Genomic DNA, 24,678 nt, shown 5'->3' on the forward strand with positions numbered 1-24,678 from the left:
GGCGGGCGGTACGCGGAGAGAGGGCGGTGCGCGGAGAGAGAGCGGTGCGCGGTCCCGTCGCCCGATTCGCGCGCCGCGAGTGGGGGCCGCTGTTCGGCACCGTACGGGCGGGGCTCGTCGCGCGGAAGTGGCGCGCGGTGCCGATGACGCTGGCCGCCGTCTGTCTGACGGCCCTCTTCCAGCTCGTACAGAACCAGGACCGGGGCTACCAGCCGGTCCAGAACATCGGCTCCGTACGGGCCGAGGACCCGCTCTGGCTCGCGCTGCTCCGGACCCCGCTCTCGCTCTTCGTCCCCGCGCTCGACCTGCCCGTCTGGGGCGCCCTGGCGCAGGTCCTGCTGGTGTTCGGGATCGCCGAGATCTGTCTCGGGCGGTGGCGGACGCTCGCCGTCGCCTTTCTGGCCACGCTCTCCGGGACGCTGTACGCGCGGGTCGGCATCGCGCTCGGCCCCGACGGACCGCTCGGGCCGCTGGGACTGCCCGCCGCCGACGCGCGGGTGGTCGACACCGGCCCTTCGGCGGCGGTGGTGGGCCTCGCCGTCTACGTCTGCTGGCGCTACCGGGCGTGGTGGACGGGCGGCGCGGTGGTCGCGGCCATGGTCGTCGAGGTGATCGTCAAGCCGAACCTGGCGGGCAAGGAGCACCTCGCGGCCATCGCGGGCGTCCTCGTCCTCATCGCGATCCAGGCCGGGCGGGAGCGGGGCCGGGGGCAGGGCCGGGGCCGGGGTCAGGTTCAGGGCCGGGGTCAGGGCCGGGGCCGGGGTCAGGGCCGGGGTCAGGACGGAGGGTCCGAGGGGGGCGAGCCCCGTCCGGGGACCCGCTCCTGGAAGCCGCCGATCACGTCCTGAACGCGGCGCCGCACCTTGGTCCAGCGCTTGTCGTGGCGGTACGTACGGAGATGGGCGCGGGCGCGGGCCCGGTGGCGGCGGCCGTAGAAGCGCCGGGACCACCAGGAGTCGGGGCGGGCGAGGCGTACGGCCCCGATGATCGCCACGAACGGGATCAGGGTGCCGATCACCGCCATCCGGAACTTCCCCTTCACCAGGGCGATCAGGATGAAGAGGAAGTTCACCGCCAGGGTGAGCAGGAAGGTGGCCCGGTCCTGGCGTTCGTCGGCGGTCATGTCGTCGACGCCGAGCGGGGAGAAGCCGCTCAGGACGAGCCCGACCAGGGCCGCCGTGAGCACGACCACCTCGACGCTCTTGCGGCCCTCGTCCGTCCAGTACACGTCGTCGAGATGGAGGATCAGCGCGAACTCGTCCAGGACGAGCCCCGCGCCGATCCCGAAGACGACGGCGAAGGCCGCCGCGCCGACGCCGTGCCGGCCGCTGGCCACCGCGCCGAAGCCGCCGATGACGGCCAGGACGACGCCGGGCACGACGTGATGAATATGGAGTCCGCCCGACGAGACGTTCCCGAAGGGCCCCTTCCCCGCCCTGATGAGCCGGGTGACGGTACGGGTGACCAGGAATGTCAGGACGAACGAGGTCAGAGCGAGCAGCATCGGGAGCTTGCCCGGCTCGACGATGTTCCGGGTGAACCAGTGACCCATGCCACCTCGTTCCGATTTGCGCGTAATGCGTAATCTACCGCCCAGGGGCGGCGATTACCCTGCCCGGATGGACGGCCTGCGTTTCGCCTTCGGCACCCTCACGGTGCTCCCCGCCCGCATCACCCGCTGGGACCGGGACGCGGCGCGCGCAGGCATGCTCTGCGCCCCGCTCGCCGGCCTGGTCGTCGGCCTCGCCTCCGCGGCGCTCGGCGGGACGTTCCTGCTGCTCGGCTCGGGGCCGCTGCTCGCGGCCGTCGTCACCACCGCCGTCCCCGCCCTGCTCACCCGCGGACTCCACCTCGACGGCCTCGCGGACACGGCGGACGGCCTCGGCAGCGCCAAGCCCGCCGAGGACGCGCTGCGCATCATGAAGCAGTCGGACATCGGCCCGTTCGGCGTCATCACGATGCTCCTCGTCCTGCTCGCCCAGGTCGCCGCCCTCACCCGGCTGTACGAGGAGGGCTGGGCGCACGGCACGATCGCCGCCGTCCTCGCCGCCACCGTCGCCCGCCTCGCCCTCACCCACGCCTCCCGCCAAGGCGTTCCGGCGGCCCGCCCCGAGGGCCTCGGGGCGATCGTCGCGGCGACCGTCCCGGTCCGCTCCGCGACCCTCACGACCGCACTCGTCCTGGTGGCCTGCGCGGCCGCGGGCCTCCTCCTCTCCCCCTACGACGCGGTACGGAACGTGCTGGCCGCCGGCGCGGCCCTGGGCGCGGCGGCGCTGCTGCTGCGCCGGTGCGTACGGCGGTTCGGCGGGGTGACCGGGGACGTGTTCGGCGCCGTGGAGGAGACGGCGGCGACGGCGGCGCTGATGGCGCTGACCGTGGGGGGATCCTCCTAGGGCACCCCCGGGCACCCCCTAGCAGGCCCGGCGCCACGCCCCGAGCTCGTACCGCTTCTGCATCGAGCTGAGGCCCAGCTTCCGGGTCTGGGGGCAGAACTCCCGGGCCTCCAGCTCGTACTCGACGTGGAAGACGGCCTTGCCCGCCGCCACGAACGGGGCCAGACGGCCGCACTCGTCGTACTCGGCGCACTGCTCGTTGACCGCGAAGTCGAAGTCCGGGAGCAGCCGGGGGATCTGGTCCAGGTCGTTCTTGAGGCCGACCGCGAGGCCCCGGTCGTGGGCCAGGCGGGCGATGAGGCGGTTGTAGCGGAGCTGGTCGGCGGCGGTGAGGGGGAAGCCGGTACGGTTCCGGTAGCCGTCCATGTTGTCGGGTTCGACGGCGTCGAAGCCCTTGTCCCGGCACATGTCGAGCCGCTTCGCCATGAGCGGTTCGAGGACGTCGGTGCGGCGGATGTCGAGCCAGCGCTCGCCCTCCCAGCCGTTGCCCGTGCCGAGGACGGACTTCGGGAAGCGGCCGGCGTCCGGGCGGAACTCCTCCCAGGCGCCGGTGGAGAGATAGCAGATGACCTTGCGGCCCCGGGCGTGCAGGTCCTTCACCGTGGACGCCGGGTGGTCGAAGCCGTCGATGTCGTAGACGGGGACGTCGACCGTCGGGTCGAGACGCCCGCTGAGCTGCCACTGCCAGGCCAGGCCCGGCTTCGGCCGCCAGCGGTCCGGAGCGGGCGTCGGATCGGGCTTTGGATCGGGAGTGGGCCCGGGACCCGGGCCGGGGGCCGTCGTACAGGCCGTGGCCAGGAGCAACAGCCCCGCGAGCAGGGGCAGCAGACGTCTCATCGGGCGGGCTCCAGGAGGTGCGGAAGGGTGCCCCAGGGGTGCGCACCCGCACCGGGGACGGCGCAGTGCACCCAGGTCGCCGGACGGACGCCGGGCGGGGCCCCGTAGACGAGGTGGCAGTAGTGCGGGGCGGCCGGGAGGTCGAGCGTCCGGTACGTGTCCCAGGGGCCCTCGAAGGTGACGAGGAGGTCGGCGAGCTCCTCGTACCCCGGGTCCGGGTGGGCGCCGTGGTTGAGGACGAGGGTCGCGGCCCCGGCTGCCCGGGCCGCGACCGCGATCCGCCGGTAGTGGGCGAGGGCGCCGGGCGCGGTCGACACCTGGTCGAGGAAGGCCCCGTCGGCGGCGTACCAGTCCCGGTGCCGGAGCAGGTCGGTGACGACCTCGGCCTGTGGGCGGCGGCCGTAGTCGGTGTCGACGTAGCCGAGGACGCGGACACCGGCGGCCCGCAGCCGCGCGGACACCTCGGCGAACGCGGGGTCGGGGGCCTCCCCCGCGCCGCTCGCCGGGTTGAGGACGACGCCGTGGAGGGAGTCCGCGGCGTCGACGAGGGCCGACCAGGCCTCGGGGCGGTCGGCGGGGTGCTCGTAGTACGGCACCAGGAGAGAAGGCGTCACGGTCACCCTCTACGCGCGGTGGGCGGTCGGTCGTACCAGCAGAACACAGGCGAGGACGGCCAGCAGCGCCGCCGCTCCCCCGGTCGCCACCGGGCCCGCCGCGGGCACCGCGGTCTGCGCCGCCGCCGCGAGCAGGCAGACGGCCGCCGCGCTCAGCACCGCCCCGAAGGCCTGGAGCAGCAGCCCCAGCCAGAGCACGGTCCCGATGACGAGCAGGGTGACCAGCCGCGGCAGTGTCGGCCAGGGCACCCCCGGCCAGGCCAGCGTCGCGGCGAGGGTGAGGGCGACGAGCACGGTGAGGTAGCCGCCGAGGCAGAGGACGAGGGTGCCGGTGACCGCCCGGCGGAACTCGCGGGCCGTGGTCAGGGTCCGCAGCCGGGTGAGGCTCTCGCCCCGGAAGCGGTGCAGCAGCCATTCGGCCGGCCCCATGGAGAGGGTGAGCGCGACGACCGCCCCGGCGCCGCTCACGAGGGTGTCGCCGATGCCCGCGTGGAGGACGAGCAGGCCGCTGCCGAGGCCGAAGAGTCCGTACGGGAGGGAGGCGGCCCGCGGCGGCCCGCCCCGGCCCGCCGCCCCGCGCCGCACGCCCGGCCGGAGCACGAGCGCCGCGAAGGCGACCGCGGCGGTCAGTGAGGTGAGGAGGAGACCGGCGCGCAGGAGGTCGGGCAGGTCCCAGCGGAAGGCGGGGATCGCTCCGGCCAGCGGCAGCAGGGCGCAGAGCAGGGCCCGTTCGCGGCCGAGGACCAGGAGGACGGTCGCGGCGGCGAGGTAGAGCGACTGACCGGCGGCGAACAGGGCGGCCGGCGTCTCACCCGGTGCGGCGGTCGCGAGCGCCACGGCCGATCCGATGAGGGCGCCCGCCGGGGCGCCGGTGAGCAGGGCGCGGGCGGCGGCGGGCCGGTCGCCGAGGCCGAGCCAGGTGTAGGCGCGGTGGGCGATGGCCTGGTTCCACACCCAGCCGGTGACGGCCCCGGCGAGGAGGGGGACGGTTCCGGCGGGGAGCCCGAACCGGCCGTGCTCCCCGGCGAGGAGCGGCGCGGCGAGTACGTACGCGAGGCCGGGCAGCGCGAAGACGAGCCCGCGCAGGAGGCAGCCCGCGAGTGCGCTGTGCCAGGGGCCGGTGGGCGGCGCCTCCGGTGCGGGGTGGTGCCGCTCCACGCGCGCGTAGAGGTCCTCCGCGAGCGCGAAGGAGTCGGCGCGGCCGTAGGTGAGGCGTATGTGGTCGTCGGTCATGCCGTCGGACTCGAGGAGCGCGGCGATCTCGTCCGGATGCACGGCGACGGCGACGAAGCCTTCGAGCCGCGCGGCGAGTTCGTCGAGCGGGTCGGCGGCGAGCTCACCGCCGGCGGGGCCGGTCTTGCCGGCGGTGGCGCCGGGGCCGGTCTCGCATGCGGTGGAGCCCGGGCCCGTCCCACCGGCGGTGGAGCCGGGGGCGCGGCTCTCCCCGCGGGGGCGGGGGATCGACGGGAGCGGGGTCGCCGTGGTCGGGGGTCTGAGCCAGAGGGAGCCGCTCATGCCGGGGTGCCTCCCGCCACGAGCGCCGCGGGCGTGCGGCGGGGAGCGGGGAGGCGGATCGTCCACGCCCTCGGGGCGAGGCGGGGGCGCGGGCGGGGGGCGGGCCGTTCGCCCGCCAGTTCGCGGTAGATCTGGCGGAAGCCGTCCACCGAGCGGTTCAGGGTGAACCGGTCGATGACCCGCCGGCGCGCCAGACGGCCGAGTTCGGCGCGCCTGGCCCCGTCCCTGAGCAGTGCGGTGACGGCGGCGGCCATGACGGCCGGTTCGCGGGGCGGGACGACGATCCCGGTGTCGCCGACGGCCTCCCGTACCCCGCCGACGTCCGTCGACACGGTCGCCCGGCCGCAGGACATGGCCTCGATGAGGGAGAAGGGGAAGCCCTCGCTGATGGAGGAGAGCATGACCACGCTGCCGGCGGCGTAGGCGCGCGGCACCTCGGAGACCCGGCCCTCGAAGGTGATGCCGTCGGTGACGCCCAGTTCGGCGGCGAGCTTCTCCAGGCGGGTGAGGTAGTCCTCGTTCCCGGCGGGGACCGGTCCGAACAACCGGAGCCGCAGTTCGGGGAGTTCGGCGCGGCAGATCGCGTAGGCCCGGATCAGTGTCTCCAGGTCCTTGATGGGGTCGACCCGCCCGCACCAGCTGAGGGTGGGGGTCTCGGGTTCCGGTCCGGCCTCCGGGAAGAGGGCCGGGTCGACGCCGTTGTAGACGGTGCGGATGCGGTCGGCGGGGGCGCCGCCGCGCTCCTCCCAGCGCCGGTTGTACTGGTTGCAGGGGGTGATGAGGTCGGCCTTGCGGTAGCCGAGCGTGTTGAGCTCGCGGTAGAAGCCGAGCATGAGGGCCTTGACGGGCCAGCGCTGTGCCTCGGTGCGGTAGCCGAGATAGCGCTCGCGGAGGTAGATGCCGTGTTCGGTGAGCAGGAAGGGCACCCCTTCGAAGTGCTGCGCGGCGAGCGCGGGCAGCGTGGCGAGGCCGCTGGAGACGGCGTGCGCCACACTGCCGGCGGCTATCCGGGCGGCGAGCGGGCGCAGGGCGTGTTCCAGCAGGTCGGTGACGGTGAGCGCGTCGTGGACGGTGGGCCGGGCCGCAAGCGTCGGCAGGTGCGGCATGGTCCAGATCCACATCAGGGAGCGCAGGGCCGGTTCGGAGCGCAGGGCGGCCGTCAGCCGCCCCTGCCGGGCGAGTTCGGCCAGCTCGTACAGGCTCCCGCCGAAGTCGCAGCCCGCCTCCGGGTCGAGGAGGGCGAGCAGCAGGCGTTCGTACGTGTCGAGGAAGCGGCGGCGTTCCCGCCCCCGCAGGGGCCGGCGCGCTCCGGCGAACAGGCCGGGCGCGGCAGGCCCCTGCGGGTGGCCCCAGAGGGGGAACGCGGTGTGCCGGGTGATGTTGGGCGGCAGCTCCCAGGTGACGGGTTCGCGGCCGCTGCCGGTGAGGGCGAGGATCTCGAAGTCGACCTCAGGCATGCCGCGGACGAGCTGGTCGCACCAGGTGCTGACGCCGCCGTGGACGTGCGGATAGGTGCCTTCGGTGAGCATGGTGACATGACGGCCACTGCTCGGCATGTGCGTTTCCCCCCAGGACGTGCTGGTCAGGCGGTCGGGAGCGTGAGTGTGACGGCGGTCTGGAGCAGTTCGGGCGTGGTCCAGGCCGAGCGGGTCCCCGCGTAGGCCGAGCCGAAGGCGGTCGAGCCGAGCAGGAGCTGCTTGCGGGTGCCCTCGGGTGCGGTGACGGGCACGGTGAGGCCGGACGGGGCCTTGACGACGACCGTGGTGCCGATGCGGTAGGCGGTGACCTTTCCTGCGGCGATCGCCTGGTCCCAGGCGGCGCGGCGGTTCAGCTCGGTGCCGACGTCCTTCTGACGCGGGTTCACCAGCGGTGTGGTGGGCGCGAACAGGGCCCGGTAGTCGGAGAGTACGCGGTCGAGTACGGGGTAGAGGAGCCGTTCCTCGGCCAGGTTGGACTGGTGCACGTAGTGCGGGCGGGGGTCGTTGCCCAGCACGTGGGAGAGGGCCGTGCGGGCCTCCTGCGGGACGATCCGCTCGGCGTAGCCGGTGGTGGTGGGGAGCGGGGCGGGCAGGCAGGTGGACAGGGGGTTGTCCTCGCAGATGCCGCTGCCGCCGTCGGCGCGGGAGGTGTAGATCCAGTTGTACTCGTCGGTCATCTCGGCGGCCGTGCCCACGTTGTAGTACACGTTCATGGGGTGGCGGGGCACGGTCTTCGCGGCGCCGGCGGAGGTGCCGATCGAACGCTGCTGCGGCTCGCGGGAGTTGTCGCTGCCGGTCCACTTCACGCCGTTGTCGGCGAGGGCGCCGGCGAGGTTCGGATTGTCGACGGGCTGCTGGGGCAGGGTCTTCAGACCGGAGTGCTCGCCGGTGACGAGTTCGGAGCGGTCGACGGAGATGCCCTTGCCCACGGCCCAGTTGTGGTTGTTCCGGATCTGGCCGGAGAGCTCGGAGCGGCTGACCCACAGGGTGTTGCCCGAGATGTCCTTGGCGCACTGCCAGGGGACGGTGGTGTTGTCCTGGACGCAGCCGAGGAAGGGGTGGGTGTAGGTGTGGTTGATCCACCGGTACTGGGCGCGGTCCGCGACCAGCCGGTCGGTGAGCGGGTCGCTGCCGCCGTGCTCGGTCTTCCACTGCTCGCCCTGGCCGCCGTTGTAGACCATGTCGAGGGTGAAGCCGGAGGACTTCTGCCAGGCGGCCGCGTACTGGGCGTCGGCGACGGTCATCCGGATGGGGTTGACGCCCTCGCCGTCGTCGCCGACGCAGTCGAAGTCGCCGGGGGTGCAGTTGAGGGCGGTGTCCCAGCGGGCGTCGGGGGCGAAGACGTCGTCGACGTGGACGGAGAGGTAGTTGCGGCTCTGTCCGAGGTGGACGCCCTGGGTGAGCCATTCGACGATGCCGCGCGCGAGGGCCCGGTACTGCCGCTGGTACTGGTTGTAGGCGAAGGTGACGACGAGCTCGCGGCGCCCGTCGGCGGTGTACTCGCCGATGAGGCTGGCCCGGCCGCCCGCACCGTCGACGGGGATGTCGAGGTAGCTGGTGAAGCCGGCGCGGGGGCGGCCCGCGTAGCCGTAGCTCTCGGCGATCGCCGGGTCGTTGTCCTCGAAGGTGAGCGCCCCCGCGAGGTAGCGGAAGGGGCCCGTCTTCCCGGCGGCGGTGACGCCGGCCGTGGTCCCGTCGAGGACGCCGGACCAGCCGCCCTCGTTGGTGTAGTCGAGCCCGACGCCGGGGTGCGACCAGGTGTAGGCGTCGACCTGCGGGATCCCGAAGGTCCGCTCGTACGTCTGGAGGGCGGTGTGCTCGGCGGAGTCGGGGCCGAAGGCGCTCTCGTGGGGCAGGACGACGCCCTGGTACTTGGCGCGGGGGCGCCCGTCGAGCGTGTCGCTGAGGAAGGCCGTGTCGAGGACCGGACGGTTCGGGTCGTTGAGGTCGATCCGGCGGTACGGGACGCCGGAGCCCTTCAGCTCCGCGGTGATCGCCCCGACGGCGCTGCCCCCGTCGTCGACGACGAGGACCGTCAGGTCGACGCGGGGCACCGGCGCGGCCACGGCCTGCGCGGACGGGACGACGGTGGCGAGCAGCGCGGCGGCGGCGAGGGCCGCGACCTTGGCGGTACGGGGCGCGGTGCGGGTGGCGCGGGTGGTTCGGGCGGTGCCCGCTGTGGCGCCCCGCGCGGTGCGGCGAGCGGTTCTGGGCGTACGGATTCGGCCGGAGTCCATCGTTGGTGTCCCCCCTCGGCAGGCCCGCCGGGCCCGGAACCGGACCGGTGGAACCTGTGGAGATGATGCAGATGACGCGAAGGCGAGTGCGTCGCCTTGCAGGAATGAGGCGAGTGTGGACGAGCGCTCCGAGCCTGAACGGTAAACATGAAAGAGACACCACGGATGAGTGAATCACTGCCGCCGTGAGCGAACGCGGTGAGCGAGCGTAGGCTCGTTCTCGGCGCTCTCCGGGCCGAAATACGATGCGGCGGGCACGGTCGGCCCATCCCTCGACCGCTACAGAACTCAATGGAAGCGAGAATTCACCACCGTGACTGCTCTCACTCTCAGCACTGCCGGTGCGGCGACGCTGCGCGCCGACGCCCTCGTGGTCGGCGTCGCGAAGTCCGGGAAGACGCTCGTCGTCGCCTCGGGCGCCGAGGCCGTCGACAAGGCCTTCGACGGCCGGCTCGCCGCCGTCCTGGAGACCCTGGGCGCTTCGGGTACCGAGGGTGAGGCGACCAAGCTGCCCGCGCCCGCCGGTCTCAAGGCCCCGGTCGTCCTGGCCGTCGGCCTGGGCACCGCCCCCGAGGACGGCGAGTCGTACGCCGCGGAGACCCTCCGCCGCGCCGCCGGCACCGCCGCCCGCACCCTGACCGGCGCCAAGAAGGCCGCCTTCGCGCTGCCGATCGCCTCCGCCGAGGACGCCGCCGCCGTCGCCGAGGGCGCGCTGCTCGGTGCGTACGCCTTCGACGCGTACAGGACGGCGAATGAGGCCAAGGACGCGAAGAAGCCGCTCGCCGAGGTCGCCCTGCTCGGTGCCAAGCCGCGCGACAAGGCCCACAAGGCCGCCGCCGAGCGCGCGCAGGCCGTCGCCGAGGAGATCAACCGCGCCCGCGACCTGATCAACATGCCGCCGAACGACCTCTACCCCGAGTCGTTCGCCGCCATCGTCACGGTCGCGGGCAAGGAGCACGGCCTCAAGGTGCAGGTGCTCGACGAGAAGGCGCTCGACAAGGGCGGCTACGGCGGCATCCTCGGCGTCGGCAAGGGCGCCGTCCGCGGCCCGCGCCTGGTCCGGGTCGCCTACACCCACCCGAAGGCGGAGAAGACCCTCGCCCTCGTCGGCAAGGGCATCACCTACGACTCGGGCGGCATCTCCCTGAAGCCGGCCGGCCACAACGAGACGATGAAGTGCGACATGAGCGGCGCCGCCGCCGTGTTCGCCGCCGTCGTGGCCGCCTCCCGCATCGGTCTCGCCGTCAACGTCACCGGCTGGCTCGCCCTCGCCGAGAACATGCCGTCCGGCAACGCCACCCGCCCGGGTGACGTGCTGCGCATGTACAGCGGCAAGACCGTCGAGGTCCTGAACACCGACGCCGAGGGCCGTCTCGTCCTCGCCGACGCGCTGACCAAGGCCTCCGAGGAGCACCCGGACGCGATCGTCGACGTGGCGACCCTGACCGGCGCCATGGTCCTGGCCCTGGGCAACCGCACCTTCGGCATCATGGCCAACGACGACGACTACCGCACCGCGATCCACGAGGTCGCGGAGGAGGTCGGCGAGGCGTCCTGGCCGATGCCGCTCCCGGCGGACCTGCGCAAGGGCATGGACTCCCCCACCGCCGACATCGCCAACATGGGCGAGCGGATGGGCGGCGGCCTGGTCGCCGGTCTCTTCCTCCAGGAGTTCGTGGGCGAGGGCATCACCTGGGCCCACCTGGACATCGCGGGCCCGGCCTTCCACGAGGGCGCCCCGTACGGGTACACCCCGAAGGGCGGCACCGGCTCCTCGGTGCGCACCCTGGTGAAGCTGGCCGAGCGCACGGCGGCCGGCCAGCTCTGAGCTCCCCTTCTTCAGGGCTCGGCTCGCCTCCGGGGCGCTTGAGCCGCTGTCGACGGTCGAACGTGCTCGGTCGCCACGCGACCTCCGCGCGTTCTCCCTCTCGACAGCGGCGCGCCCCTTCGGCTCGCTCGTGCTCGTAGCGAAGGCCCTGGGTAACGCACCCGGGGCCTTCGTGGTTGTCCGCTCGCGACGAAATCCGTAGGTTCGTACGCTGGGGCGATCCCTCCGTACGGACGATCGGCCGTCTCAGAGCGCGGCCCCGCGTCCCGCCATCCGTCAACAAGTGCGAAGATGGGTTCTCGGCAGGACAGGGCCCCCACCACAGGGCCGAAATAAAGCGGCCGAACACCAGCCGCCGCCCGGTCACTGAAGACCGGCGACGAGCGCACATGCATGGAGGACGTGACGTGGCGAACGACGCCAGCACCGTTTTCGACCTAGTGATCCTCGGCGGCGGTAGCGGCGGTTACGCCGCGGCGCTGCGCGGAGCGCAGCTGGGCCTGGACGTCGCACTGATCGAGAAGAACAAGCTCGGCGGCACCTGCCTGCACAACGGCTGCATCCCGACGAAGGCCCTGCTCCACGCCGGCGAGGTCGCCGACCAGGCTCGCGAGGCGGAGCAGTTCGGTGTCAAGGCCTCCTTCGAGGGCATCGACATCAAGGGCGTGCACAAGTACAAGGACGACGTGATCTCGGGCCTGTACAAGGGTCTGCAGGGTCTCGTCGCCTCCCGCAAGGTGACCTACATCGAGGGGACGGGTCACCTCTCCTCCCCGACCTCCGTCGACGTGGACGGCCGTCGCGTCGAGGGCCGTCACGTCCTCCTCGCCACGGGCTCCGTGCCGAAGTCGCTCCCCGGTCTGGAGATCGACGGCAACCGGATCATCACCTCGGACCACGCGCTGACCCTGGACCGGGTCCCGGAGTCCGCGATCATCCTCGGCGGCGGCGTCATCGGCGTCGAGTTCGCCTCCGCGTGGAAGTCCTTCGGGACCGACGTGACGGTCATCGAGGGCATGAAGCACCTCGTCCCCGTCGAGGACGAGAACAGCTCGAAGCTTCTTGAGCGCGCGTTCCGCAAGCGCGGCATCAAGTTCAACCTCGGCACCTTCTTCCAGTCCGCCGAGTACACGGACAACGGCGTCAAGGTCACCCTCGCCGACGGCAAGACCTTCGAGGCCGAGGTGCTGCTCGTCGCGATCGGCCGCGGCCCGGTCTCCGCCGGTCTCGGCTACGAGGAGCAGGGCGTCGCGATGGACCGCGGCTACGTCCTGGTCGACGAGTACATGCGTACCAACGTGCCGACGATCTCGGCCGTGGGCGACCTCGTCCCGACGCTCCAGCTCGCGCACGTCGGCTTCGCCGAGGGCATCCTCGTCGCGGAGCGCATCGCGGGCCTGAAGGCCGTGCCGATCGACTACGACGGCGTGCCGCGGGTGACGTACTGCCACCCCGAGGTCGCCTCCGTCGGCATCACCGAGGCCAAGGCCAAGGAGATCTACGGCGCGGACAAGGTCGTCGCCCTGAAGTACAACCTCGCGGGCAACGGCAAGAGCAAGATCCTCAAGACCGCGGGCGAGATCAAGCTCGTCCAGGTCAAGGACGGTGCCGTGGTCGGCGTCCACATGGTCGGTGACCGCATGGGCGAGCAGGTCGGCGAAGCGCAGCTGATCTACAACTGGGAGGCGCTGCCGGCCGAGGTCGCGCAGCTCATCCACGCCCACCCGACGCAGAACGAGGCGCTCGGCGAGGCCCACCTGGCCCTGGCCGGCAAGCCGCTGCACTCCCACGACTGACGCTGACGTCATCACAGGGCGCGACGACCACTTTCCGCAATTCGTTAGGAGCAACTGAAACCATGTCGGTTTCCGTAACCCTGCCGGCGCTCGGCGAGAGCGTCACCGAGGGCACCGTCACCCGCTGGCTCAAGGCCGAGGGTGAGCGTGTCGAGGCCGACGAGCCGCTGCTCGAGGTCTCGACCGACAAGGTCGACACCGAGATCCCCGCCCCCGCCTCGGGCATCCTGGCCTCCATCAAGGTCGCCGAGGACGAGACGGTGGAGGTCGGCGCCGAGCTGGCCATCATCGACGACGGCACCGGCGCCCCGGCCGCGGCTCCGGCTCCGGCCGCCGAGCCCGTCGCCGCCCCGGCCCCCGTGGCCGAGGCCCCGGCCGCTCCGGCGCCGGTCGCCGAGGCCCCCGCCGCGGCTCCGGCGGGCGGTGCCGCCGGCACCGACGTCGTGCTGCCCGCGCTGGGCGAGTCCGTCACCGAGGGCACCGTGACCCGCTGGCTGAAGTCGGTCGGCGAGACCGTCGAGGCCGACGAGCCGCTGCTCGAGGTCTCCACGGACAAGGTCGACACCGAGATCCCGGCCCCGGTCTCGGGTGTCCTCCTGGAGATCGTCGTCGCCGAGGACGAGTCCGCCGAGGTCGGCGCCAAGCTGGCCGTCATCGGCGCCGCGGGTGCCGCTCCGGCCGCCCCGGCTCCGGCTGCCCCGGCCGCCCCCGCCGCCGCTCCGGCTCCGGCCGCCGCTCCGGCCCCGGCGGCTCCGGCCGCCCCGGTCGCCGCTCCGGCTCCGGTCGCGCCCGCCGCCCCCGTCGCCGCTCCGGCTCCGGTCGCGCCGGCCGCCCCGTCCATCGCTCCGGCGCTGGTCACCCCGGTTCCGGCTCCGGCCGAGGACGGCGCGTACGTGACTCCGCTCGTCCGCAAGCTCGCCACCGAGAACGGTGTCGACCTGACGGCCGTCAAGGGTTCCGGCGTCGGCGGTCGTATCCGCAAGCAGGACGTCCTCGCGGCCGCCGAGGCCAAGAAGGCCGCCCCGGCCCCCGTCGCCGCCGCTCCGGCCGCGGCGCCGAAGGCCCCGGCCCTCGAGGCCTCCCCGCTGCGCGGCCAGACCGTCAAGATGACCCGCATGCGCAAGGTCATCGGCGACAACATGATGAAGGCGCTGCACGGCCAGGCCCAGCTGACCTCGGTCGTCGAGGTCGACATCACGAAGCTGATGAAGCTGCGCGCCCGCGCCAAGGACGCCTTCGCCGCCCGTGAGGGCGTCAAGCTCTCCCCGATGCCGTTCTTCGTGAAGGCGGCGGCCCAGGCGCTGAAGGCCTACCCGGTCATCAACGCCCGGATCAACGAGGACGAGGGCACGATCACCTACTTCGACACCGAGAACATCGGTATCGCGGTGGACTCCGAGAAGGGTCTGATGACCCCGGTCATCAAGGGTGCGGGCGACCTCAACATCGCCGGCATCTCGAAGAAGACCGCGGAGCTGGCCGGCGCCGTGCGCGCCAGCAAGATCACGCCGGACGACCTGGCCGGTGCGACCTTCACCATCTCCAACACCGGTTCGCGCGGTGCGCTGTTCGACACGATCATCGTGCCCCCGAACCAGGTCGCCATCCTGGGCATCGGCGCCACCGTGCGCCGTCCGGTCGTCATCAACCACCCGGACCTGGGTGAGACGATCGCGATCCGCGACATGACCTACGTCGCCCTGTCCTACGACCACCGTCTGGTGGACGGCGCCGACGCCGCCCGCTACCTGACGGCCGTCAAGGCGATCCTGGAGGCCGGCGAGTTCGAGGTCGACCTCGGCCTGTGAGACCCCGGCCTGTGAGACCCCGGTCTCTGAGGCATCGGTCCGCAACAGGCATACGGGGCTCGGTCCGTACGGCAACGTAACGAGCCTCACCTGCGGCGCCCCCGCCCGGAAGTGTTTCCGGACGGGGGCGCCGCCGTATTGTCTAAGGGTCAACACTCCCCAAGGAGCCTTCATGACCGTCCCCGTCGTCCACTCGCTGCGCGAACAGATCCGCGAGCACATCGTGGAGGGGATCGTCAGCGGCCGCTGGAAGCCGGGCGAGCGCATCGTGGAGCGCCGGATCGCGACCGAGCTCGAGGTCAGCCAGACCCCGGTCCGCGAGGCCCTGCGCGAGCTGGAGTCGCTGCGACTGATCGAGTCCGCCCCCAACAAGGGCGTCCGGGTCCGCAACCTGACCGCGGCCGATCTGGAGGAGAGCTACCCCGTACGGGCCGGTCTGGAGCAGATCGCGGCCGAGCTGGCGGCCGGGCGGCTCGCGACGGACTGCTCGGCCCTGGAGCCGCACGTGACGGCGTTGTACGAGGCGGACGCGACCTCCGACGGCACGGCCCAGGTGCGGCACACGGTGGCCTTCCACCGGGAGCTGGTGAAGGCGGCGGGCAACGGCGTACTGCTGCACACCTGGGAGACGCTGGGCATCGAGGTCTTCACGGCCCTGTCGATCCGCTGGCTCGGCACGGTCCAGAAGTCGTACGCGGAGGAGCACCAGGAGCTCGTGGAGGCCTTCCGCCGGGGCGACCCGAACATCGGGGCGCTCGTGAAGGCCCACGTCCTGGGCTGCGCACCCCGAGCCTGACCCCCCTGCTTGTACGCACAGTGAGCGGGCTCACCCCGGGGTGGACCCGCTCATTCGTGCGAGCACCCCCTCATACAGCGGCTCCCACCTGCGAAAACGAGACGAAAACGCGGCACCCGGTGCCCCATTACGCGGCACCCTGTGCCGACTTTCTCGATCTGAAGAGGTTTTCCCCTTCAACCCTTTGATCGATCATCGATCGCTGGCTTACAGTCTTCGGCGGGCCACACCCGGCCCTTCGCCCTGTCCTGCCAGACATGGCCACCATCTCCACCCCCACCTGTCCGGAAGGCGGCGATCATGACCGATCCCGTAGGCAAGATTCCGAGCGAGCTCGACCAGCTCCCGGACCGTGACACCGAGGAGACCGCCGAATGGGCGGCCTCCCTGGACGCCGTCACCAAGGCCGCCGGCCCCCACCGGGCCGCCTACCTGATGCGCCGCACGCTCCAGCACGCCGAGGGCGCGGGCCTCGCCCTGCCCAAGCTGCTGGAGACGGACTACGTCAACACCATCCCCACCTCCGCGGAGCCGTCCATCGGCGAGTTCGGCGGCGACGAGGAGATGGAACGGAAGATCACCGCCTGGAACCGCTGGAACGCGGCCGCGATGGTCACCCGCGGCTCCAAGTACGGCGTCGGCGGCCACATCGCCACCTTCGCCTCCGCGGCCTGGCTCTACGAGACCGGCTTCAACCACTTCTTCAAGGGCAAGGAAGCCGACGGTTCCGGCGACCAGCTCTACATCCAGGGCCACGCCTCCCCCGGCATCTACGCCCGCGCCTTCCTCGACGGGCGCCTCGGCGAGGCCCAGCTCGACAACTTCCGGCAGGAGTCCGGCGGCAACGGCCTGCCCTCCTACCCGCACCCGCGCCGACTGCCCTGGCTGTGGGAGTTCCCCACCGTCTCCATGGGTCTCGGCCCGCTCTCGGCGATCTACCAGGCGCGCTTCAACCGCTACCTGACGAACCGTGCCATCAAGGACGTCTCCGCCTCCCACGTGTGGGCCTTCCTCGGTGACGGCGAGATGGACGAGCCCGAGTCGACGGCAGCCCTCGCGCTCGCCGCCCGCGAGGGTCTGGACAACCTGACCTTCGTCATCAACTGCAACCTGCAGCGCCTCGACGGCCCGGTCCGCGCCAACTTCAAGATCGTCCAGGAGCTGGAGGCCCAGTTCCGCGGCGCCGGCTGGAACGTCGTGAAGTCGCTGTGGGGCAACGCCTGGGACGAGCTGTTCGCGCTCGACACCACCGGCGCCCTCGTCCGCCGCCTCCGCGAGGTGCCGGACGCGCAGGTCCAGACGTACCAGACCCGCGACGCCGCCTACATCCGCCAGGACTTCTTCGGCAAGGACCCGGCGCTCGTCGCGATGGCGCAGCTGCTGAGCGACGACAAGATCCTGGAGTGTTTCCACCTCTCCCGCGGTGGCCACGAGCCGCGCAAGGTGTACGCCGCGTACAAGGCCGCCCTGGAGTTCAAGGGCGCGCCGACGGTCATCCTCGCGCAGACCGTCAAGGGCTTCACCCTCGGTGAGGGCTTCGCGTCGAAGAACGCGAACCACCAGATGAAGAAGCTGTCGACCGACGAGTTCAAGAACATGCGTGACCTTCTCGAACTGCCGATCTCGGACGCGCAGTTCGTCGACGGCCAGGTGCCCTACGGTCACCCCGGCGCCGACTCCCCCGAGGTCCGCTACCTCCAGGAGCGCCGCGCGTCCCTCGGCGGCCCGGCCCCGGCCCGCCGCACCCACGCGCTCGCCCCGCTGCCGGCTCCGGCCGAGAAGGCCTTCGCCGCCTTCGACAAGGGCTCCGGCTCGCAGTCGATGGCGACGACGATGGCGTTCGTGCGACTGATCAAGGATCTGATCCGCGACAAGGAGACCGGCAAGCGCTGGGTCCCGATCGTCCCGGACGAGGCCCGTACCTTCGGTATGGAGTCGCTCTTCCCGTCGCTCGGCATCTACTCGCCGAAGGGCCAGACGTACGAGCCGGTCGACCGCGACCAGCTGATGTACTACAAGGAGGCCGTCAACGGCCAGATCCTCAACGAGGGGATCACCGAGGCCGGTTCGATGGCCGACTTCATCGCCGCGTCCACCGCGTACTCCACGCACGGCGAAGCGATGATCCCGTTCTACATCTTCTACTCGATGTTCGGCTGGCAGCGGACCGCCGACCAGATGTGGCAGCTCGGCGACCAGCTCGGCCGCGGCTTCCTCGTCGGCGCGACCGCCGGCCGCACCACCCTGACCGGTGAGGGCCTCCAGCACGCCGACGGCCACTCCCCGGTGATCGCGGCCACCAACCCGGCGGCGCTGACGTACGACCCGGCCTTCGCCTACGAGGTCGCGACCATCGTCAAGGAGGGTCTGCGCCGGATGTACGGCGAGGCCGCCGAGGGCGAGGACCAGGACGTCTTCTACTACCTCACCGTCTACAACGAGCCGATGCCGCAGCCGGCCAAGCCGTCCGGCATCGACGAGGGCATCATCAAGGGCCTGTACCGCTTCAACACCGCGGAGTCGGCCGGTCTCGACCTGCCCGCGAACGCCTCGCGGATCCAGCTGCTCTCCTCCGGCACGGCGATCCACTGGGCCCTGGAGGCGCAGAAGCTGCTCGCCGCCGAGTGGGGCGTGGCCGCCGACGTGTGGTCCGCGACCTCCTGGACGGAGCTGCGGCGCGACGCCCTGGACGCCGACGCGGCGCTCCTGCGCGGCGAGGAGCAGGTGCCGTACATCCGCAAGGCCCTGGACGGCATCACCTCCCCGGTCCTCGCGGTCTCCGACTACATGCGCCAGGTCCCCGACCAGATCGCGCAGTGGGTCGAGCAGGACTGGTCCTCGCTGGGCGCCGACGGCTTCGGCCTCTCGGACACCCGCGACGCGGCCCGCCGCCACTTCGGCGTCGACGCCCAGTCGATCGTCGTCGCGGCGCTCGCGCAGCTGGCGCGACGCGGCGAGGTCCAGGCGACGGCCGTGAAGGAGGCGCGCGAGCGCTACGGCCTGTAGTCCGGCCGGCTTGATCGGTCCGAGGGGCCGCGCCTGTACTTCTCGTACGGGGGCGGCCCCTCGGCGTACCTGTACTTCTCGTACGGGGGCGGCCCCTCGGCGTACCTGTACTTCTCGTACGGGGGCGGCCCCTCGGCGTGCCCGTACTTCTCGTACGGGGGCGGCCCCTCGGCGTGCCCGTACTTCTCGTACGGGGGCGGCCCCTCGGCGTACCCGCGAAATAGGCTCCTTCCATGCGTGCCGCCCGCCTCATCAAGTTGGTCCTGCTGCTCCAGTCGCGTCCGTCGATGACGGCGGCCGAGCTCGCCGCGGAGCTGGAGGTGTCGGAACGGACCATCACCCGTGACGCCCTCGCCCTCTCCGAGGCGGGGGTTCCCGTGTACGCGGACCGGGGGCGGGCGGGTGGATACCGGCTGATCGGCGGCTACCGGACGCGGCTCACGGGGCTCGCGCGCGGTGAGGCGGAGGCGCTGTTCCTCTCCGGGCTGCCGGGCGCGCTGCGCGATCTGGGGCTGGCGGACGCGGCGTCGGCGGCCCGGCTCAAGGTGTCGGCGGCGCTGCTGCCCTCGCTGCGGGACGCCCCCGACGCGGTGGGCCGGCGCTTCCACCTGGACGCGCCCGGCTGGTACCAGGAGCCGGAGACGCCGGAGCTGCTCGCCCCGATCGCGGAGGCGGTCTGGGACGACCGGTGGGTCTCGGCCCGCTATCGGCGCGGGGACGGCGAGGAGGTGGAGCGGGAGCTGTGCCCGTACGGCCTCGTCCTGAAGGCGGGCGTCTGGTACGTGTGCGCCCGGGCCGACTCCTCGTTCCGTACGTATCGCGTGGACCGGTTCACGGCGGTGGCCGTGGGCGAGGAGCGGTTCGTCCGGGACGAGGGCTTCGAGCTCTCGGCCTTCTGGGAGGAGCGGGCGGCGGAGTTCGCCCGCTCGCTTCTGCGGGCCGAGGTCGTGGTGCGTCTTTCGGAGGCGGGTGCTCGCAGACTCCCGTACGTGACGGACCGGGCGGCCGCCGAGGAGGCCCTCGCTGCGGGGACGCGGGACGAGGAGACGGGCGGCCGGGTGACGGTGACGCTCCGGGTGGAGAGCGAGGAGGTCGCCTTCTCGCAGCTGCTCGGTCTGGGCGCGGAGGCCGAGGTGCTGGCCCCGGACTCCCTCCGCGCCCGTTTCGAGGCGGCGGCCCGCGCGCTCGGCGAGCTGTACTCCTGACGTGACCGGCGGCTACCGGTAGTCGTTCACGTCCGGCTCGCCCGTCTCGCCGGCGACGATGAAGCCCCAGGCGTCCGGCCGCGAGCCGTCCGCGTCGGTGAAGCCGTACTCCTGGGCCAGCCCGCCGCTGGAGAGCGACCGCCCGTTCCAGCGGTGCCGGTCGGGGTCGGCGGCGAGGGCGGCGACGGCCCGTCCGACGTACGCCGGGGACTCGGCGACGGCGAAGCCGGGGACCTTCTCGACGGCGTCGCGCCAGTTCTCCTCCGTGACACCGAAGGCGGCGAGCATCTGCTCGGACCTGAGCCAGCCGGGGGTGAGGGCGACCGCCGTCGCGCCGTGCTCCTCCAGTTCCCTGCCGAGGCCGAAGGCCATCCGGAGCGGGGCGTTCTTGGCGAGGTCGTAGAAGAGGTTCTCGCGGAACCGGGTGCCGTTGTACTCGGTGGTGCCGTCCGTGACCTCGACGACGAGTCCGCCGGGGTTCCGGATGAGGAGCGGCAGGGCCGTGTGCGAGGTGACGAGGTGTGTCCGCACCCCCAGTTCGAGCATCCTGAGGCCGCCGGTGAGGTCGTTCTCCCAGGTCTTCTTCCCGAAGACGAGGAGGTGCTCGCCGCCCCACACGTCGTTGACGAGGACGTCGAGGCGGCCCCGCTCCCGGTCGATCCGGTCGATGAGCGCCCGGACCTGGTCCTGCTCCAGATGGTCGGTCGGCACGGCGATGCCCTCGCCGCCGGCCGCCGTCACCAGTTCGGCGGTCTCCTCGATGGTCTCGGTGGCCCGGCCGACCTCGCTGACCTGCTCGCGGGTGGTGCGCCCGGTGACGTACACGGTGGCCCCGGCGGCCCCGAGCTGGACGGCGATCCCCCGTCCGGCGCCCCGGGTCGCTCCCGCGACCAGGCAGATCCGTCCGTGCAGCGGCTTCGATTCGGTCGTCTCAGTCGTCATGGGCATCAGACTGGCAGGAAAGCACGCCATCTTCTGTCCGGATTCATTTCGGGCATTCCGGGTGCGTGGCGCTCCGCGAGCCGTGATGCTGGTCCCGTGATGGACGAGACCGAGTTCTGGGAGATCATCGACGCCACCCGCGAGGCCGCCGAGGGCGACCCCGAGGATCACGCCGATCTGCTCGTGGAACGGCTGACCAAGCTGGATCCCGACTCCGTGCTCGACTACGCACGCCATTTCGAGGCCCGCTACAACCGCGCGTACCTCTGGGATCTGTGGGGCGCGGCCGCCGTGCTCTTCGACGGGGCGGGCGACGAGACCTTCGACTCCTTCCGCTGCTGGCTCATCGGCCAGGGCCGGGAGGTCTTCGAGGGCGCGGTGCACGATCCGGACGCGCTCGCCGAGCTGCTCGGCGACTTCGACCTGGAGATCGACGGGGACGGCGAGGAGATCGGCTTCGCGGCGGACGAGGCGTACGAGCAGCTCACCGGCGCCGAAACGCCCGACCTGGGCATTCCCATGCCGGGCGGGGAGCCGCTGGGCGCGCCCTTCGACCTGGAGGACGACGACGTGCTCGCGGCCCGCTTCCCCCGGCTGTGGGAGCGCTTCGGGGCGGGTTAGCCGACCGACCTGGAGTCGACCGGTACGGGCCCCTGGGGAAACCCCCAGGGGCCCGTACCGGTCGACCGCGCCGAAGCGGGTGTACGCGTGGTCGATGGGGGTGTCCCGTCAGAAGTGCGTCCCGCCGTCGATGCGGACCTCGGTGCCGGTGATGAACCTGCCGTCCTCGCTCGCGAGCATCGCCACGACGCCGGCGACGGTCTCGGGGCCGGCGAAGCCCTGGCCGAGGGCGGGGGCGAGCTTCATGAAGAGGGAGAAGTCGGCGTCCTCGGGGAGGCCGGGGCCGACGCTCTGGCGGCTGGCGCCGGTGCCGTCGGTCATGCCGGAGGAGATGGAGCCGGGCTGGACGGCGGTGAAGCGGATGCCCTGCTTGGCGTACTCGGCGGCGAGCGCGTGGGTCATGGACTGGATGCCGCCCTTGCTGGCCGCGTAGGCCGCCATGTAGGGGTGGGCGAACATCGCGGAGGTGGAGGAGAAGTTCACGACGGCGGAGCCGTTGCCCTCCAGGAGGGCGGGTATCGCCTCGCGGATCACGAGGAAGGTGCCGGTGAGGTTGATCCGGATGACCTGCTCGAAGGAGTCGAGGCTCGTCTCGTGGGTGTGCGAGGAGCGCAGGATGCCGGCCGCGTTGACCAGGACGTCCAGTCCGCCGAGCGCCTCGACGGCGGCGGCGACGCCGGCCCGTACGGAGGCCTCGTCGGCGACGTTCACGACGACCGTGGTGAGGCGGTCGGCGGCGTCGCCGGCCTTGGCGACGGTGTCCTTGAGACCGTCCTCGCTGATGTCGGCGGCGACGACCCGGCCGCCCTCCGCGAGCACGCGGAGCACGGTGGCCTGGCCGATGCCGGAGCCACCGCCGGTGATGAGGGCGCGGCGTCCTTCGTAACGGGTCAGCTGGTTCATGGCGGCAACCTCTCGATGTCAAGCTTTCCGTGGAACGCCGCCACCGTACGCCCAAGTGGCACGTTTTGCCATAGTTGCACTTCACGCACTTCCGGCAGGTGCGGGCGTACGCTTCGTACGGTGAGCACCAAGCCCCCCTCCCTGACGCTGACGGAGCGCCGCAAGGCCGCGACCCAGCTGGACATCGCCCGCGCCGCCGCCGAGCTCTTCACCGAGCACGGCCCCGACGGCACCACGGCCGAGGACATCGCCCAGCGGGCCGGGGTCGCCCTGCGCACCTTCTACCGGTACTTCCGCTCCAAGCAGGACGCCGTGGCCCCGCTCCTCGCGGGCGGCGCCGACCGCTGGCGCGAGCGGCTGGCGGCGGCCGCCCCCGGTACGGAGGCCGGGCTCCCCGAGGCGCTGGAGCGCTCGATCGCCGAGTCGCTTGCGGCGGAGGACGAGACGGCTGCCGAGGGGCTGCGCTGGACGCGCGGACTGCTGCGGGCGGCCGCGGAGGACCCCGCCCTCCGGGCCGTCTGGTACCGGGTCAACCAGGAGTCCGAGGAGAAGCTGCGCGAGGTCCTGGCCGGGCTCGCCGGGCCGGGGGCCGACCCCCTGGAGGTACGGCTCGCGGCGGCGGCGGCCACCGACGCCATCCGGATCGCCCTGGAAAGCTGGGCGGAGTCGGACGCGCCGGTGCGCGGCGGGGGCTCACCGGCCGAACTCGCGGTCCGCTGCCTGCGCGAGCTGATGGGCGGGATGCGGTTGCTGGGGGACACGCCGGCGGAGTGACGCCTTGACAGAGTGACGTCTGGCCCGAGCGACGCCTTGGACGAGTGACGTCTCGCCCGAGTGACGTCTTGGCCGAGCGACGCCCGGCCCGAGTGACGCCCGGCCCGAGTGACGCCTCGCCCGAGTGACGTCTCAGTCGAGCAGCGAGCGGCCCATGAGGACGTCGTCCACGTACTCCCCGGCGATCAGGAGCTCGCCCGGCAGGACGCCCTCGACCACGAACCCCTCCGAGGCGTAGAGCGCGCGGGCCGGCGCGTTGTGCGCGAGGACCCGCAGGGTGATCCGGCGGGCGCCCTCCGCGCGGGCCCGGTCCGCCGCGGCCCGCAGCAGCGCCCGCGCCACGCCCCGGCCCCGGGCGGACTCGGCGACGACCAGGCCCTGGATCTGGCGCACGTGGGCGGTGGCGGCCAGCGGGGTCGGCAGCACGAGCCGTACGTAGCCGACGACCTCGCCGCCACCGACGACCTCGCCGCCGACGACGCGCTCTCCGCCGACGACCGCGACGAGGTAGTCCTCGGGCCGGTGGCGGGCGTCGAAGAAGGGCTCGTACGGCTCCGTCGGGGCGGGCAGCACCGCGTGCACGGGCGACCAGCTCGCCCGGTCGAGCTCGGCGAGGGCGCCCTCGTCCCCGGCGTCGGCGATACGAATCTGCGTCTCCGGCACGATCATGGCGGCCACTGTGTCACGCGCGGGGCCGGGAGGGCAGGATGGGCCCATGCAGCGTTCCGCCCCCCGCAAGCGCGTCGCCGTCACCGGCGCCTCCGGACTCATCGGCCGGGCCCTCGTCCGCTCCCTGCGCGCCGACGGCCACGACGTCCTCCGCCTCGTCCGGCGGCCCGCCGCGACCGCCGACGAGGTCGAGTGGGACCCGAAACGGCTGTACGTGGACGCCGCCGGACTCGTCGGCGTGGACGCCGTCGTGCACCTGGCGGGCGCCGGGGTCGGCGAGCGCCGCTGGACCGAGGCGTACAAGCGGGAGATCCGGGACAGCCGGGTCCTCGGCACGACCGCGATCTCCCAGGCGCTCGCCTCGCTCGCCGAGCCGCCGGAGGCCCTGGTCTGCGGCACGGCGCTCGGCTGGTACGGGGACACCGGAAACCGCGCCGTCGACGAGAGCGCGCCCGCCGGGGCGGGCTTCCTGCCGTCGGTGTGCGTGGAGTGGGAGGCCGCCGCGGCCCCCGCCGAGGAGGCCGGCATCCGCGTCACCTACGCCCGCACCGGCCTGGTGGTGGCGCGCGAGGGCGGGGCCTGGGGGCGGCTCTTCCCCGTCTTCCGCGCCGGGCTCGGCGGGCGGATGGGCGACGGTCGCCAGTACTGGTCCCACATCTCCCTCCACGACGAGGTGGCCGCCCTGCGCCATCTGGTCGACACCCCGTCCCTGTCGGGCCCGGTGAACCTCACGGCCCCCGAGCCGGTCACCAACCGGGAGGTGACGGCCGCGATGGGCCGGGTCCTGCGGCGGCCGACGCTCTGCGCGGTGCCCGCGCCCGCCCTGAAGCTGATGCTCGGGGACTTCGCCCAGGACGTGCTGGGCAGTCAGCGTGTGCTGCCGGGGCGGCTGTTGGAGTCCGGCTTCGACTTCGCCTTCCCGACGATCGACGACGCGATCCGGGCCGCCGCGCGCTGAGCCGCACCCGGCCTCCGGGCGCGCGGTCTCCGGGCGGGCGCGGTCTCCGGGCACGCGCGGTCTCCGGGCACGCACGGTCTCCTGGCACGCACGGTCTCCGGTGCACCTGTGGTCGGGCGCGCACGGTCTCCTGTGCGCCCGACCTCTGGTGCGCCCGGCTTCTGGTGCGCCCGGCTTTTGGTGCGCCCGGCCTCCCGTGCACCCGGCCTCCCTTGCGCCCGAACTCCGGTGCACCCGGCCACAGGTACTCCCGCCGCCCCCGGCGCACCGGCCCTCACCTGCGCTCCCCCTGTCCCGC

The 24,678-nt window shown here is 72.7% G+C and carries 20 protein-coding genes; 11 read left to right on the top strand and 9 right to left on the bottom strand.

All coding sequences use genetic code 11. The features are described from left to right. Nucleotides 1-26: 26 nt before the first annotated feature. Nucleotides 27-848: a hypothetical protein gene (locus OG361_RS11290; RefSeq protein ID WP_405853194.1), complete on the top strand. Its 822-nt coding sequence runs from the start codon at nucleotides 27-29 to the stop codon at nucleotides 846-848. Here the strand turns inward: OG361_RS11290 and OG361_RS11295 are convergent. Further along, a complete protein-coding gene (locus OG361_RS11295; RefSeq protein ID WP_405853195.1) occupies nucleotides 776-1,552 on the bottom strand; it encodes a hypothetical protein in 777 nt (258 codons plus the stop codon). The two genes, OG361_RS11290 and OG361_RS11295, sit on opposite strands and share 73 nt — an antisense overlap. Before the next feature lie 25 nt (nucleotides 1,553-1,577). Between OG361_RS11295 and cobS the strand changes: the two genes are divergently transcribed. Then, nucleotides 1,578-2,393 (top strand): adenosylcobinamide-GDP ribazoletransferase, encoded by an 816-nt coding sequence (gene cobS / locus OG361_RS11300; RefSeq protein WP_405853196.1) that lies wholly within the window; start codon nucleotides 1,578-1,580, stop codon nucleotides 2,391-2,393. Between the two features lie 18 nt (nucleotides 2,394-2,411). Here cobS and OG361_RS11305 read toward each other — a convergent pair whose 3' ends face one another. Genes OG361_RS11305 through OG361_RS11325 form a run of 5 tightly spaced genes read right to left on the bottom strand, consistent with a single transcriptional unit; the run spans nucleotide 2,412 to nucleotide 9,074 of the window. Then, complete coding sequence (locus tag OG361_RS11305; protein WP_405853197.1) at nucleotides 2,412-3,230, bottom strand: endo alpha-1,4 polygalactosaminidase; 819 nt, start codon at nucleotides 3,228-3,230, stop codon at nucleotides 2,412-2,414. Continuing rightward, nucleotides 3,227-3,844, bottom strand: coding sequence for a spherulation-specific family 4 protein (locus OG361_RS11310; protein WP_405853198.1), 618 nt, complete (start codon nucleotides 3,842-3,844; stop codon nucleotides 3,227-3,229). The genes OG361_RS11305 and OG361_RS11310 overlap by 4 nt, the downstream gene beginning before the upstream one ends. Nucleotides 3,845-3,853: 9 nt before the next feature. Further along, nucleotides 3,854-5,359, bottom strand: coding sequence for a hypothetical protein (locus tag OG361_RS11315; protein WP_405853199.1), 1,506 nt, complete (start codon nucleotides 5,357-5,359; stop codon nucleotides 3,854-3,856). Next, nucleotides 5,356-6,915, bottom strand: coding sequence for a GT4 family glycosyltransferase PelF (gene pelF, locus OG361_RS11320; protein WP_405853200.1), 1,560 nt, complete (start codon nucleotides 6,913-6,915; stop codon nucleotides 5,356-5,358). The genes OG361_RS11315 and pelF overlap by 4 nt, the downstream gene beginning before the upstream one ends. 26 nt (nucleotides 6,916-6,941) lie before the next feature. Further along, the gene (locus OG361_RS11325) at nucleotides 6,942-9,074 is read right to left on the bottom strand and encodes a hypothetical protein (RefSeq protein WP_405853201.1); all 2,133 of its coding nucleotides are present in this window, start codon (nucleotides 9,072-9,074) and stop codon (nucleotides 6,942-6,944) included. Between the two features lie 313 nt (nucleotides 9,075-9,387). Between OG361_RS11325 and OG361_RS11330 the strand changes: the two genes are divergently transcribed. From OG361_RS11330 to OG361_RS11355, 6 genes are all read left to right on the top strand, one after another. Beyond that, nucleotides 9,388-10,902 (top strand): leucyl aminopeptidase, encoded by a 1,515-nt coding sequence (locus OG361_RS11330; RefSeq protein WP_405853202.1) that lies wholly within the window; start codon nucleotides 9,388-9,390, stop codon nucleotides 10,900-10,902. A gap of 407 nt (nucleotides 10,903-11,309) precedes the next feature. Beyond that, nucleotides 11,310-12,698 (top strand): dihydrolipoyl dehydrogenase, encoded by a 1,389-nt coding sequence (gene lpdA / locus OG361_RS11335; RefSeq protein ID WP_384566075.1) that lies wholly within the window; start codon nucleotides 11,310-11,312, stop codon nucleotides 12,696-12,698. 62 nt (nucleotides 12,699-12,760) lie between these two features. Next, entirely contained in the window at nucleotides 12,761-14,506 is a 1,746-nt protein-coding gene (gene sucB, locus OG361_RS11340) for a 2-oxoglutarate dehydrogenase, E2 component, dihydrolipoamide succinyltransferase (protein WP_405853203.1), read from the top strand. 172 nt (nucleotides 14,507-14,678) lie between these two features. Continuing rightward, nucleotides 14,679-15,302, top strand: a complete 624-nt coding sequence (locus tag OG361_RS11345) for a GntR family transcriptional regulator (protein ID WP_384566081.1) — start codon at nucleotides 14,679-14,681, stop codon at nucleotides 15,300-15,302. Nucleotides 15,303-15,602: 300 nt separating this feature from the next. Continuing rightward, nucleotides 15,603-18,308: a pyruvate dehydrogenase (acetyl-transferring), homodimeric type gene (gene aceE, locus OG361_RS11350; protein ID WP_405853204.1), complete on the top strand. Its 2,706-nt coding sequence runs from the start codon at nucleotides 15,603-15,605 to the stop codon at nucleotides 18,306-18,308. Nucleotides 18,309-18,541: 233 nt separating this feature from the next. Next, nucleotides 18,542-19,513, top strand: a complete 972-nt coding sequence (locus OG361_RS11355) for a helix-turn-helix transcriptional regulator (protein ID WP_405853205.1) — start codon at nucleotides 18,542-18,544, stop codon at nucleotides 19,511-19,513. Nucleotides 19,514-19,525: 12 nt separating this feature from the next. On the opposite strand, the gene OG361_RS11360 is transcribed toward OG361_RS11355, so the two are convergent. Next, entirely contained in the window at nucleotides 19,526-20,455 is a 930-nt protein-coding gene (locus OG361_RS11360) for an SDR family oxidoreductase (protein ID WP_405853206.1), read from the bottom strand. Between the two features lie 99 nt (nucleotides 20,456-20,554). Here OG361_RS11360 and OG361_RS11365 point away from each other — a divergent pair, with 99 nt between their 5' ends. Continuing rightward, nucleotides 20,555-21,076, top strand: coding sequence for a DUF4240 domain-containing protein (locus tag OG361_RS11365; protein WP_405862192.1), 522 nt, complete (start codon nucleotides 20,555-20,557; stop codon nucleotides 21,074-21,076). Between the two features lie 108 nt (nucleotides 21,077-21,184). Here the strand turns inward: OG361_RS11365 and OG361_RS11370 are convergent, their stop codons facing one another. Continuing rightward, on the bottom strand, nucleotides 21,185-21,979 hold the full coding sequence (locus tag OG361_RS11370; RefSeq protein ID WP_405853207.1) for an SDR family NAD(P)-dependent oxidoreductase: 795 nt from the start codon (nucleotides 21,977-21,979) through the stop codon (nucleotides 21,185-21,187). Between the two features lie 120 nt (nucleotides 21,980-22,099). On the opposite strand from OG361_RS11370, the gene OG361_RS11375 reads away from it, so the two are divergent. Then, nucleotides 22,100-22,753 carry a TetR/AcrR family transcriptional regulator gene (locus tag OG361_RS11375; RefSeq protein ID WP_405853208.1) on the top strand — a complete coding sequence of 218 codons (654 nt, stop codon included), beginning with the start codon at nucleotides 22,100-22,102 and terminating at the stop codon, nucleotides 22,751-22,753. Nucleotides 22,754-22,885: 132 nt separating this feature from the next. Here the strand turns inward: OG361_RS11375 and OG361_RS11380 are convergent, their stop codons facing one another. After that, nucleotides 22,886-23,422 carry a GNAT family N-acetyltransferase gene (locus OG361_RS11380; protein WP_405853209.1) on the bottom strand — a complete coding sequence of 179 codons (537 nt, stop codon included), beginning with the start codon at nucleotides 23,420-23,422 and terminating at the stop codon, nucleotides 22,886-22,888. Between the two features lie 46 nt (nucleotides 23,423-23,468). On the opposite strand from OG361_RS11380, the gene OG361_RS11385 reads away from it, so the two are divergent. Beyond that, the gene (locus OG361_RS11385) at nucleotides 23,469-24,380 is read left to right on the top strand and encodes a TIGR01777 family oxidoreductase (protein ID WP_405853210.1); all 912 of its coding nucleotides are present in this window, start codon (nucleotides 23,469-23,471) and stop codon (nucleotides 24,378-24,380) included. The last annotated feature ends 298 nt before the right edge of the window (nucleotides 24,381-24,678 follow it).

This window comes from Streptomyces sp. NBC_00090 (assembly GCF_045160815.1).
GTDB lineage: Bacteria > Actinomycetota > Actinomycetes > Streptomycetales > Streptomycetaceae > Streptomyces.